This is a genomic window from Streptomyces sp. CC53 (assembly GCF_001865245.1).
Classification (GTDB): domain Bacteria; phylum Actinomycetota; class Actinomycetes; order Streptomycetales; family Streptomycetaceae; genus Streptomyces.
Genome location: NZ_MKXB01000144.1, coordinates 17,483 through 29,460, shown reverse-complemented (window position 1 = coordinate 29,460; position 11,978 = coordinate 17,483). Strand labels below are relative to the sequence as shown.

Below are 11,978 nucleotides of genomic sequence, written 5' to 3'. Positions count from 1 at the left end.
GACCATCACCGTGTCCATCGTCTGGTCCCTCCTCGCCACCCGCGGCGAGGAAGGCGACCCGGAGACCGATCGGGACGGGCGTGCGGAGCCGGGCCCGCACCGGGCCGCAGGCACGCGCACCGACCCTCCCGGCGCCGACGGCATGCGAGGGCCGCCCTGACCTCCCGGGGCGCCGGGGAGCGCCCCACGCCCCCACCGGCCGGCCCGCGGGCGGCGCCTCGCGCCCCTGTGCCCCCCGTTCGGCTGCGGGGTCACGGGCGGACGGGCGGACGCCCCGTGCGGTTCGGGGCCCTCACGGGCCCGTGCTCGGCCACGGGGTCCGGACGGTCGGGCGGCGGTCCAGCGGACCTCGTGTCCCCGGGCCTGCACGCGGCTGCGGGGAGCCCGGCCGGTACGACGGCGGTCCTGCCGGCGAGGCGGTACCCGCGCCGACGGCGACCGCCGCCGTCAGGCCCTTGCGTCCCCGCCCCGCACGACCGCGACCGGGCTGTGCGCGTGGTGCAGCATGGCCTGGCTGACCGAGCCCAGAAGCAGGCCCGTGAACCCGCCGCGCCCCCGCGCGCCGACCACCAGCAGCCGGGCCGAACGGCTCGCTTCGATCAGCGCCTCCCGCGTGCCGCCCCGCACCGCCCGCTGTTCGACCGCCACCTCCGGATACCGGTCCCGGCTGCCTGCGAGGGCCTCCGACACCAGGAGCTGCTCTTCGTCGGCCAGCGCGCCCGGCGGGTTCGCGTACGGCTCGGACGCGTCCTGCGGCGCGGGCAGCGGCGCGTTCCACGTCGTCCAGGCGTGCAGTGCCACGAGCTTCGTGCCGTGCAGCGCCGCCTGGTGGAAGGCGAACTCCACCGCCCGCTCACCGGCCGGGGAGCCGTCGACCCCCAGCACGACCGGACCCGACGGGTTCCCCACCTCCCGCACCACCAGGAGCGGACACGCCCCGTGCGCCGCCAGATGGACCGCCGTGGAGCCGACCAGAAGCCCCACGAACCCTCCGGCACCCCGCGACCCCACGACCACCAGCTCCGCCTCGCGTGACTGCGCCTCCAGCACGGTCAGCGGCTCGCCCGTCACCACGGCGTGGGTGACGTCCAGCCCGGGCGCCACCGTCCGGGCGCGCTCGACCGCCTCGGCGACCAGGTGCTCGACCATGTTCCGCAGCCCGCCCTCCGGCGGGCCCAGCGGCGACGGCCCCAGCGGCACGTGCATCGCCGGCCACAGGAACGCGTGGACCACCCGAAGCCGCGCCCCGCGCAGCACCGCCTCGCGCGCTGCCGCCTCCACTGCGGTGAGACTCGACGGCGACCCGTCCGCGCCGACGACCACAAGACCGGCCACCATGACTCCTTCGGTGAGGGAACAGTTCCCTCAGCTTCCCGCCCGCCGGGACCGGGTGCCAATGCGCCGATGGTCCCGGGCCGGGCGGCGGGTGGCCCTGCGAACAGCCGAAGCTCCCCGGTCCCGGGGCCCGGGGGTGCGCCGCCCTGCGCGGGCCCCGGGACCGGGGGCACCCGCAGTTCAGGGTCCCGTCGCGGACAGGGTCCCGCCGCTCGATCCCGCCCCGCCGCCCGCCCCCGCCCCTCGGCGGTGGCCCCATCCCGTCCGCCGCTGCCCCTCCCACCGCGGGCCGGCGGCACACCACCCGTGCCTGGTGCCGCCCACCGCCCCGGTCACCGCCGAGCTCCGCCCCCGGCCCGACGGCCCTTCAGCGCATCTGAACGCGGGGCGCGCGGCCCGCTGCTCATGGGTCGGCAAAACGCCGGTTAACCTCCCGGAAAAACTTCTGCGAGAGATTGAAATATCTCTCCGACACTGTCGACCTCGCAGCTCAACAAGGTGTTGAAGCCGGATAGGGTCCCGTTGCGCCCGGGTGACCGCCGGGCGGGAACTGTGAGGTGAGACGTGTACCTGAGCCCCCACGAGCAGGAGCGCCTGCTGGTCCACGTGGCCGCGGACGTGGCCGGGAAGCGCCTCGCCCGAGGCGTCCGGCTCAACCACCCGGAAGCGGTCGCGCTCATCACCGCGCACATCCTGGAGGGCGCCCGCGACGGCCGCACCGTCGCCGAGCTCATGGCGTCCGGCCGCAAGGTGCTCACCCGTGACGACGTCATGGAGGGCATCCCCGAGATGCTCCACGACGTCCAGGTGGAAGCCACCTTCCCCGACGGCACCAAGCTCGTCACCGTCCACGACCCGATCCTCTGACGGGCCGCGCGGATGATCCCCGGAGAGATCCTGTACGCGGACGAGCCCGTGGCCCTCAACGAAGGCCGCCCGGTGACCCGGCTCACCGTCCTCAACGCCGCCGACCGGCCCGTCCAGGTCGGCTCCCACTACCACTTCGCCGAAGCCAATCCCGGCCTGCGCTTCGACCGCGAGGCCGCGCGCGGCCTCCGGCTGCACATCGCCGCGGGCACCGCCGTGCGCTTCGAACCCGGCGTCCCCGTCGACGTCGCCCTCGTCCCGATCGCCGGTGCGCGGACCGTCCCCGGGCTGCGCGCAGAGACCGGAGGACCCCTCGATGACTGAGCCGCGCCGCGTACTGCTCGACCGCGCCGTGCACGCCGACCTCTTCGGCCCCACCACCGGCGACCGCATCCGCCTCGCCGACACCGACCTCCTCGTCGAGATCGAGGAGGACCGCTGCGGCGGACCGGGACGCGCGGGCGACGAGGCCGTGTTCGGCGGCGGGAAGGTCCTCCGCGAGTCCATGGGCCAGTCCCGCGCCGCCCGCGCCGACGGCACCCCCGACACCGTCGTCACCGGCGCCGTCGTCCTCGACCACTGGGGGATCGTCAAGGCCGACATCGGCATCCGGGACGGCCGCATCACCGGCATCGGCAAGGCCGGCAACCCCGACACCATGGACGGCGTCCACCCCGACCTCGTCATCGGACCGGAGACGGAGATCATCTCCGGCAACGGCAGGATCCTCACCGCAGGAGCCGTCGACGCCCACGTCCACTTCATCTCCCCCCCCCTGGTCGACACGGCCCTCGCCTCCGGGGTCACCACCCTGGTCGGCGGCGGCACCGGCCCCGCCGAGGGCACCAAGGCCACCACCGTCACCCCCGGCGGATGGCACCTCGCCCGCATGCTGGAGGCGATGGACGACCTCCCCGTCAACATCGGCCTGCTCGGCAAGGGCAGCACCCTCTCCCGGGAGGCGCTCCACGCCCAACTCCGCTGCGGGGCCCTCGGGTTCAAGATCCACGAGGACTGGGGGGCGACCCCGGCCGCCATCGACACCTGCCTGGACGTCTGCGAGCGGACCGGCGCCCAACTCGCCATCCACACCGACACCCTCAACGAAGCCGGGTTCGTCGGCGACACCCTCGCCGCCATCGCCGGCCGCACCATCCACGCGTACCACACCGAAGGCGCCGGTGGCGGCCACGCGCCCGACATCATCACCGTCGTCTCCGAGCCGCACGTGCTGCCCAGTTCGACCAACCCGACCCGGCCGCACACCGTCAACACGGTCGACGAGCACCTCGACATGCTGATGGTCTGCCACCACCTGAACCCCGCCGTCCCCGAGGACCTCGCCTTCGCGGAGTCCCGGATCCGGCCCACCACCATCGCCGCCGAGGACATCCTGCACGACCTCGGGGCCATCTCGATCATCTCCTCCGACTCGCAGGCCATGGGCCGCATCGGCGAGGTGATCCTGCGGACCTGGCAGACCGCCCACGTCATGAAGCGGCGCCGCGGCGCCCTCCCCGGCGACGGCCGCGCCGACAACCACCGCGCCCGACGCTACGTCGCCAAGTACACGATCAATCCGGCCGTCGCGCAGGGCCTCGACCACGAGATCGGTTCCGTCGAACCCGGCAAGCTCGCCGACCTGGTGCTGTGGGAGCCGGCCTTCTTCGGCGTCCGGCCCAACCTCGTCCTCAAGGGCGGCCAGATCGCGTACGCGCAGATGGGCGACGCCAACGCCTCCATCCCCACCCCCCAGCCCGTGCTGCCCCGGCCCATGTTCGGCGCGCACGGCCGGGCCCCCGCCGCCAACTCCGTCAACTTCACCTCCCCGGCGGCCCTCGACGACGGCCTGCCGGAACGGCTCGGCCTGGGCAAGAGGTTCACGGCCGCCCGCAGCGTGCGCCGCGTCACCAAGGCGGACATGCGGGAGAACGACGCCACCCCGCACGTACGGGTCGACCCGGACAGCTTCGCGGTGACCATCGACGGCGAACCCGTCGAACCCGCACCCGCCGCCGAACTGCCCATGACACAGCGCTACTTCCTCTTCTGAACGGCAGGGCGCAGCATGACCCGATCCGCACTGCTGGTGCTCGCCGACGGACGCTTCCCCGCCGGCGGGCACGCCCACTCCGGCGGAGCCGAGGCCGCCGTCCGGGCGGGCCGACTCAGGGACGCCGCCGATCTGGAGGGCTTCTGCCGCGGCCGCCTGCACACCGCCGGCCTCACCGCCGCCGGGCTCGCCGCGGCCGCCGCCCTCGGGCACGACCCGGCACGCCTGGACGCGGCCGCCGACGCGCGCACCCCGTCGCCCGCCCTGCGCGCGGCCTCCCGCCGCCTCGGCAGGCAACTGCTGCGCGCCGCCCGCGCCACCTGGCCGTGCCCCGCGCTGGACGCCCTCGCCGGGGCGTTCCCGCGCGGCGCCCACCAGCCGGTCGTCCTCGGCGCCACCGCCCGCGCGGCCGGGCTGGGGCAGCGGGACGCCGCGCACTGCGCCGCGTACGAGACGGTCAGCGGCCCCGCCACCGCGGCGGTGCGGCTGCTGAGCCTCGACCCCTTCCACGCCACGGCCGTCCTCGCACGGCTGGCGCCCGACATGGACGCCGTCGCCCTCCGGGCGGCCGAGGCCGCCGCGGAGGGCATCGACGCCCTCCCCGCGGCCTCCGCACCCCTGCTGGACATCACGGCGGAGCAGCACGCGGCCTGGCCGGTGCGCCTCTTCGCCTCCTGACCGCCCCACCGGGAGCCACCCATGCACCTCGACCACAGCCACGTCCAGGACGGTGCCGCCGCCGTCAGCGCCGACGCGTTCCGGCCCGACGGCCGCCGCCGCGCCCTGCGCATCGGCCTCGGCGGGCCCGTCGGGTCCGGCAAGACCGCCACCGTCGCCGCGCTCTGCCGCACCCTGCGCGACCGGCACTCCCTCGCCGTCGTCACCAACGACATCTACACCCGCGAGGACGCCGAGTTCCTGCTGCGCCACGCAGTCCTGCCGCCCGAGCGGATCACGGCCGTCGAGACCGGCGCCTGCCCGCACACCGCGATCCGCGACGACATCTCCGCCAACCTCGAAGCGGTCGAGGAACTGGAGGAGGCCGTCGGCCCGCTCGACCTGATCCTCGTCGAGTCCGGCGGTGACAACCTCACCGCCACCTTCTCCAAGGGGCTCGTCGACGCCCAGATCTTCGTCATCGACGTCGCGGGCGGCGACGACATCCCCAGGAAGGGCGGCCCCGGCGTCACCACCGCCGACCTGCTCGTCGTCAACAAGACCGACCTCGCCCCGTACACCGGCTCCGACCTGGGGCGCATGGCCCGCGACGCCAAGGAGCAGCGCGGCGACCTGCCCGTCGTCTTCACCTCCCTGACCGGCGCGGACGGCGTCACCCCCGTCGCCGACTGGGTGCGGGCGCGCCTGGCGGCCTGGACCGCTCCAGCGGGGCCGGCGTGAGCGTCCGCGCCGCGGCCCGGATCGTCGCCGACGCGGACGGCACCCTGCCCGTCCTGGAGAGCGCGGGACCGCTCGCCCTGCGCCGCACCCGCGCCACCGGCCCGTACGCCCGCGTCACCGTCGTCGGGGCGATGAGCGCGCCCCTGGGCGGCGACCACCTGAGCCTGGAGGCGACCGTACGGGACGGGGCGCGCCTGCTCGTCGACGCGGCGGCGGCGACGGTGTCCCTCCCCGGCGCCGACGGCGCCCCGGCCCGCTACGACGTACGGCTCACCGTGGGGGAGGGGGCCGAGCTGCGCTGGCTGCCCGAGCAGCTGATCGCGGCGCACCGGTCGGACCTGCGGATGCGCACGCTCGTCGACCTGGCACCGGGCGCCCGCCTGATTCTGCGGGAGGAGCAGGTCCTCGGCCGCACCGGAGAACCGCCCGGCACGCTCGCGACCCGGCTCACCGTCCGCCGCGGGGGGCTGCCCCTGCTGGACCAGGAGCTGGCCTTCGGGCCCGGCGCGCCCGGCGGGTGGGACGGGGGCGCGGTGCTGGGCGGCCACCGGGCTGTAGGCCAACTGATCGTTGTGCGGCCCGAGTTCGAGGAACGGCCCGTCGAGGCGGGGCTGCTCGGCGGCACGGCGGTCCTCACCCCGCTGGCCGGGCCGGGCGCCCTGGTGACGGCGGTGGCCGCGGACGCCCGCCGCCTTCGCGGCGTCCTCGACGAGGCGTCCGCCGCGCTCAGCGGCCCCTGGGCCGGTCCTCCGCGGCCTTCACGTCCGCCGCGTACGCGTCCACGTACTCCTGCCCCGACAGCTCCAGGATCCGGTACATGATCTCGTCGGTCACCGCCCGGACCACCGCCTTCTCGTGCTCCATGCCCGCGAACCGCGAGAAGTCCAGCGGCTCGCCGAACCGGATGGAGACCCGCTTGATCTTCGGCAGGGCCTTGCCGGGCGGCTGGATCTCGAAGGTGCCCACCATGGCGCACGGCACGACGGGGACCCCCGCCGTCAGCGCCATCACGGCGACGCCCACCTTCCCCTTGTACAGCCTCCCGTCGTGCGACCGGGTGCCCTCCGGGTAGATCCCCAGGAGTTCGCCGCGCCGCAGCACCTCCAGCCCCTCCCGGATGGCGGCCCGCCCGGCGTCCCGGCCCGACCGGTCCACCGGGATCTGACCGGCGCTGCGGAAGAACGCCGCGGTGGCCCGGCCCCTCAGTCCCGGCCCGGTGAAGTACTCCTGCTTCGCGAGGAACGTGATGCGCCGGGGGAGCACCGCCGGCATCAGGAAGTGGTCCGAGAACGACAGGTGGTTCCCGGCCACGATCGCCGCACCGGTCTCCGGCACGTGCTCCAGCCCCTCGACCTGTGGCCGCCACAGCAGCCGCAGCAGCGGGCCGAGCAGCACGTACTTGAGCACGTAGTAGAACATCCGTCGTCTCCCTACTCGCCGGACGGGCCTGCCGAGTGCCTTCTACCCGGTCGCGTGGCGACGGAGCGGCCCCGGGCCCGCCCCCGCGGGCGTGGCCCGCGGGTCCGGGGCGTCCGCGTCGACGTCCCGCGACCGTCCGCTGCCGGACGCCCACCGGCCGGCGGCTGCCGTGAGGCGCTGGTCAGCCCATTCTGTGCCACGGACGCCCGACCCGCCCTGCTGCGCCGGCCCGTGTCGACCGCCGCGGCCCTCGCCTCCGACGGGCACGGTGACGCGCGGCGGTGGCCGCGGGGAGGGCGCCGACACGTGGCCCCCGGCGGTGTGGCGGGCCGCGGCAGCGCCGGGAGGGTGGTCCCGTACGCCCGGAGGGCCGTTCCGGCGTTGCCGCCGAGGCGTCCGGGGAAGGCATGCCGATCCATGCGGTGAACGGTTCGGAAGGGGACGGCGATGCGTCCAAGGACCAGGCTGCGGCGCGTTGCCGCAGGGGTGGGCGCCCTCTGCGTCATGGCGGCCACGGCAGCGGCGGCACCCGGCCCGGACGGTGCTCCGCCGACCGCGCCGACGGTCCGCACCGAGTCCGGGCCGGTGCGCGGGGTCCGCTCCGGAGCACACGACGTGTACTACGGGATCCCCTACGCGGGACCGCCCACCGGACGGCACCGGTGGGCCCCGCCACGGCCCGTCCACCCCTGGGACGGTGTGCGTGACGCGAGCGAACCCGGGCCGCTGTGCCCGCAGGTGCCGTCACCGTACGCGCCGATCTCCAGCACGGAGGAGGACTGCCTGGTCCTGAACGTCACCACGCCCCCCGCCGAGGCCCGGCGGCCGGCCCCCGTCCTGGTGTGGATCCACGGGGACGGCGCCGTCGGCGGCGGCGCCTTCTTCGACGGGCGCCGCCTGGCCGCTCGGGGCCTTCTCGTGGTGACCGTCAACTACCGCCTCGGGGTGTTCGGCGGCTTCGCCCGTCCCGGGCTGCCCGGCTCCGGGACCTTCGGCCTGCTGGACCAGCAGGCCGCACTGGCCTGGGTGCAGCGCAACGCGGCCGCCTTCGGCGGCGACCCGGGCAACGTGACCGTCGCCGGGATGTCGTTCGGGGCGTCGGCCATCGTCGGACACCTCACGTCGCCGGGCGCCCGCGGCCTCTTCCACCGGGCCGTGACCGCGAGCGGCGAGGCCATGATGGACATGCCCGCGGGCGCGATGGGCCCGGGCGTGCCCGGATATCCCTGGTACGTCTGGCGCACCGTCCGCGAGACGGAGGAGACCACCGAGGCGATGACCGCGCCGCTCGGCTGCCAGGACCCGGACCCGGACCGTTCCCTGCGGTGCCTGCGCGCCCTGCCGGTGAAGCGCATCCTCGAAGTGCCGCACATCATGAACGCCTTCGTCGCGTTCCCGGTCGGCAACGCGACCCTGCCCGCACTCCCGCCGGACGCGCTGCGGGCCGGCCGCTTCCACCGGGTCCCCGTCCTGTCCGGCGCCACACGCGACGAGCACCGCACGTTCGTCGGCATGCTCTACGACGCGGTGGGGCGCCCGTTCACGGAGGCCGACTACCGGCAGTCCCTGCGCACCGCGTTCGGCCCGCAGGCCCGGCGCATCCGCGCGGCCTACCCGACCGGCTCCTTCCCCTCCCCGGGCCTCGCCTGGGCCACCGTGGTCACGGACCGCATGTGGGCCCGCGGCACGGAGGCCCAGCACAGGGTGCTCGGCAGCCGCGTGCCCACGTTCGCCTACGAGTTCGCCGACCGGGACGCCCCGATGTACCTGCCGCTGCCGGGCCGCTTCGACTTCGGCGCCTTCCACGCCGCCGACGGGCCGTACCTCTTCGAGGACGAGCAGGCGGAGCCCCACTTCACCCCGGCGCAGCGGCGCCTCTCGGCGACCATGACCGCCTACTGGGCGGCCTTCGCGCGCACGGGCGACCCCAACGCCCCCGGCCTGCCCGCCTGGCCCGCCCACCGGCCGGCGGACCGCACCCCGTACGTCCAGTCGCTGGCCCCGGACCGCATCGGCCCCGTCGACTACCGCCGCGAGCACCGGCTCGGCTTCTGGGACCGCCTGCGGTGAGCCGCGGCGGCGCCCGGCCACCGGGGCCGCTCCGCGGCCGAGGCGGGCGTCCCCGTCGCCGCCGGTGCGCCGGTCCCTTCCGCCGGGCGCGGCCCACAGGGGTTCAGACGAGCAGCCGCAGCCGGGTGTCCGAGACGCCGAGCCGCACGGTCCGGCCGCGCGGCAGCTCCAGGGCGTCGGCCTCCATGCCGTCGCCGAAGGCGACGAGGCGGTCCGACGCGACGGTCAGGCACAGCCGTTCCTGCGGGCCGAGGGCGCCCTCCACGCGGGACGTGCCGGTGGCGGGGGACGCCCAGGCCTCCCGCACGAACCAGGCGAGCCGCCGCTCGGCCGGGCCCGGCAGGTCGGGGCCGCCGCCCCGCTGCCGGCGCAGCGACCGCAGCCAGCCCGTCGCGCCGGTGCCGGTGCCCACGACGACCCCGGAGGACGCCTGCTGCTCGGCGGCGCCGCCGTCCGGGGCCAGCACGTAGCGGGCCGTCTGGTGGCCCGGCTGGCCGACGTAGACCTCGTTCAGCGCGACGAGGCGCTGGGCGTCGTCCGTGACCGCCTCCACCATCGTCAGCTCGTCGAGCGCGGCCCCCGGCGACAGCGCCGCCCGCAGGAGCGCGGCGGTGTCCCGCACCCGGTGGCGCACGAGGACGCCGGGGTTGCGGCCTGGGTCGCCGTCGATGCCGACGACCGGCTGTCCCGCGAGGTACTTCGCGGTGTTGGCGACCAGGCCGTCCTGGCCGACGACCACCACCACGTCCTCGGGCGCGAACAGGAACCGGTCGAGGTCGGCGCGTTCCACCCGTGCCTGCCGCCAGGTGAGCGGCACGGCGGCCGCCGCCTCCGCCAGGGCGGCCTTGGCGCGGTGGTGGCGCTCCAGCACCTCGTCGACGCTCTGGCCGCGCGTGCGCAGGAAGAAGTCCGCGTGTCCGTGCGTGCCGTGCCGGGCGAGCAGCTCCTCGTACTCGGTGACGCGGTGGACCAGCACCGCGCGCGGCGCGAGGCTCACCGCTGTCCGCCCGGCGCGGCCCCGCCGGGCGCCTGGAGCCGCGCAAGGAGCCCGGTGAGGACGTCGGGGGACAGGGTGACGCTGTCGATGCGGGGCAGGTTGTCCGCGAGCCGGTGGACGGCGAGGGCGTGCAGGGTCGCCGGGTCCGCCTCGCCGTGCGCCCGGAGCCACGCCGCTCGGGCCTGCGCCCTGGCGGCGCCCGTCTCCCGCTCCGCCTCCGCCTGGGCGCGGGCCAGCCGCACGGTGCGGTCCGCCTCCGCGGCCGCCCGCACCGCGTCCGCGGCGGCCTCCTCCTCCGCCTCGCGGCGGGCGTTGGTGCCGCGCTGCTCCACCAACCGCTCCTCGCGCCGCGCCAGTTCGATCCGGCTGGCGAGCTCGTTCTCGGCGATGGTCCGCTCGTGCTCCACCGCGACGGCCCGCCGCTCGTACGTCGCCCGGTCCGCCTCCTGCTGGATCAGTTCCCGCGCCGGGGTCCGCAGCGCCCGCTCCACCTCCGGCTCGGGCCGCACGGCCACGACCCGCACCGCCACCACCTCGATACCGGTGTCCGGCAGGCGGGGCTCCGCGGCGAGGCCCTCCGCGATCTGCTGCCGCACCGCGGCGACGCCGCTCACCAGCGACTCGGCCAGCGGGGTGCGGGCGAGGGTGGCGAGCGCGTGCTGTTGCGCGATCTCGGTCAGCAGGGTGGAGAGCTGCTCCAGAGGGGCACCGCGCCACGCCCCGGTGTCCGGGTCGACGGAGAAGTCCAGCCGCGCGGCGGCGGTCTCCGGGCTGCTGATGCGGAAGGTGACCGTGGCCTGCACGGTCACGTCCTGGAAGTCGGAGGTCCTGGCGTGGAAGGCCATCGCCAGCTCACGGTCGTAGACCGGCACCTCCGACAGGGCGGCGGTCAGCGGCCGGTACCAGAAGCTGACGCCCACCCCCTCGTGGACGAGGCGCCCGCGCCGGAGGTGGCGGATGTGCGCGGTGGGCGCGGAGCGCAGGTGGCGCCATCCGAGGCGCCTGCTGATGTCGGCCATGATCGACCCCCTTGTTGTCGTCAAGGAGACGATAAAGAGGGTTCCCTTTTTCGTCAAGGTGACGAAAGGAGGGCGGGGTCGCGCACGTCGGAGGCGTCCCGGACCCCGGCCGTGCAGTGCGTTGTCAGTGGCTGCGACTAGCGTTCGATCATGAGTTACGCACTGAGCCCCTACCTCGTCGACATCGACAAGGCCCGCGCCGCCGTCGGGTCCGGCGACGACAAGCTGCGCCGCATGATCGGCGGCCGTTTCAAGCAGCAGATGGCCCACGCCGACGCGTGGTTCGCCGACGAGCTCGGCCAGGGGGCCCCGAGCCGGTACGAGGCGCTGCGCGCGGTCGTGGCCGGCGGCCCGTTCGACGCCGCCCACGCCTTCCAGTACGGCTACGCCTACCAGATGATCTGCGAGTTCCACGGCCGCTGGCTCTTCAACAACGACTTCTCGCCGTTCCGCTCCGGGTGGCTGGAGCGCGTCGACGAGGGCCTGCGGGAGGTGGGCGTCACGGCGGTGGCCGTCACGGACTTCATGTACGGCTCGGTGCCCGCCCCCCTGCCGCGCCCCGACATGCTCCCGTCCTACGGCGAGTGGACCGCCGAGCAGTGCGCCGAGGGCCTCGCCCAGTGGGAGGCCGCCGCACCCGGGAAGCGCGAGGGCCTCGACCCCGAGGTGCTGGCCGCGGTGGAGTCCTGCGTGGACTGGATGCGCCAGGCCCGCGCCCGCGAAGGCCACGGCGTCGTGGCCTTCGGCCACTGACCCGGGGTCAGGGGGCCGCGGCACCCCGCCGCGCCCCCTGACCCGCACCTCGCCGCCGTCACCGTGA

The 11,978-nt window shown here is 75.7% G+C and carries 12 protein-coding genes; 8 read left to right on the top strand and 4 right to left on the bottom strand.

Annotated features, from left to right (window positions below; translation table 11 throughout):
• Positions 1–447: 447 nt before the first annotated feature.
• Positions 448–1,338 carry a universal stress protein gene (locus BJP40_RS14345; RefSeq protein WP_371258641.1) on the bottom strand — a complete coding sequence of 297 codons (891 nt, stop codon included), beginning with the start codon at positions 1,336–1,338 and terminating at the stop codon, positions 448–450.
• 561 nt (positions 1,339–1,899) lie between these two features.
• Here BJP40_RS14345 and BJP40_RS14340 point away from each other — a divergent pair.
• The 6 genes from BJP40_RS14340 to BJP40_RS14315 are packed head-to-tail and all read left to right on the top strand — an operon-like array spanning position 1,900 to position 6,474.
• Complete coding sequence (locus BJP40_RS14340) at positions 1,900–2,202, top strand: urease subunit gamma (RefSeq protein ID WP_071280698.1); 303 nt, start codon at positions 1,900–1,902, stop codon at positions 2,200–2,202.
• A gap of 12 nt (positions 2,203–2,214) precedes the next feature.
• Positions 2,215–2,526: an urease subunit beta gene (locus tag BJP40_RS14335; RefSeq protein WP_071265153.1), complete on the top strand. Its 312-nt coding sequence runs from the start codon at positions 2,215–2,217 to the stop codon at positions 2,524–2,526.
• A complete protein-coding gene (locus BJP40_RS14330; protein WP_071280697.1) occupies positions 2,519–4,255 on the top strand; it encodes an urease subunit alpha in 1,737 nt (578 codons plus the stop codon). The genes BJP40_RS14335 and BJP40_RS14330 overlap by 8 nt, the downstream gene beginning before the upstream one ends.
• Positions 4,256–4,270: 15 nt before the next feature.
• Positions 4,271–4,933 (top strand): urease accessory protein UreF, encoded by a 663-nt coding sequence (locus BJP40_RS14325; RefSeq protein ID WP_071280696.1) that lies wholly within the window; start codon positions 4,271–4,273, stop codon positions 4,931–4,933.
• Between the two features lie 21 nt (positions 4,934–4,954).
• A complete protein-coding gene (gene ureG / locus BJP40_RS14320) occupies positions 4,955–5,653 on the top strand; it encodes an urease accessory protein UreG (protein WP_071280695.1) in 699 nt (232 codons plus the stop codon).
• Positions 5,650–6,474 carry an urease accessory protein UreD gene (locus tag BJP40_RS14315; protein WP_079171170.1) on the top strand — a complete coding sequence of 275 codons (825 nt, stop codon included), beginning with the start codon at positions 5,650–5,652 and terminating at the stop codon, positions 6,472–6,474. The genes ureG and BJP40_RS14315 overlap by 4 nt, the downstream gene beginning before the upstream one ends.
• Here the strand turns inward: BJP40_RS14315 and BJP40_RS14310 are convergent.
• Complete coding sequence (locus BJP40_RS14310; RefSeq protein WP_071280694.1) at positions 6,380–7,072, bottom strand: 1-acyl-sn-glycerol-3-phosphate acyltransferase; 693 nt, start codon at positions 7,070–7,072, stop codon at positions 6,380–6,382. The two genes, BJP40_RS14315 and BJP40_RS14310, sit on opposite strands and share 95 nt — an antisense overlap.
• A gap of 447 nt (positions 7,073–7,519) precedes the next feature.
• Between BJP40_RS14310 and BJP40_RS14305 the strand changes: the two genes are divergently transcribed.
• Complete coding sequence (locus BJP40_RS14305) at positions 7,520–9,142, top strand: carboxylesterase/lipase family protein (protein ID WP_079171169.1); 1,623 nt, start codon at positions 7,520–7,522, stop codon at positions 9,140–9,142.
• Between the two features lie 103 nt (positions 9,143–9,245).
• On the opposite strand, the gene BJP40_RS14300 is transcribed toward BJP40_RS14305, so the two are convergent.
• On the bottom strand, positions 9,246–10,139 hold the full coding sequence (locus BJP40_RS14300; RefSeq protein WP_071280693.1) for an NAD(+)/NADH kinase: 894 nt from the start codon (positions 10,137–10,139) through the stop codon (positions 9,246–9,248).
• Positions 10,136–11,158 (bottom strand): SPFH domain-containing protein, encoded by a 1,023-nt coding sequence (locus BJP40_RS14295; RefSeq protein WP_071280692.1) that lies wholly within the window; start codon positions 11,156–11,158, stop codon positions 10,136–10,138. Before BJP40_RS14295 ends, BJP40_RS14300 begins: the two co-directional genes overlap by 4 nt.
• Positions 11,159–11,308: 150 nt before the next feature.
• On the opposite strand from BJP40_RS14295, the gene BJP40_RS14290 reads away from it, so the two are divergent.
• Complete coding sequence (locus tag BJP40_RS14290; protein ID WP_071280691.1) at positions 11,309–11,911, top strand: hypothetical protein; 603 nt, start codon at positions 11,309–11,311, stop codon at positions 11,909–11,911.
• Positions 11,912–11,978: the final 67 nt, after the last annotated feature.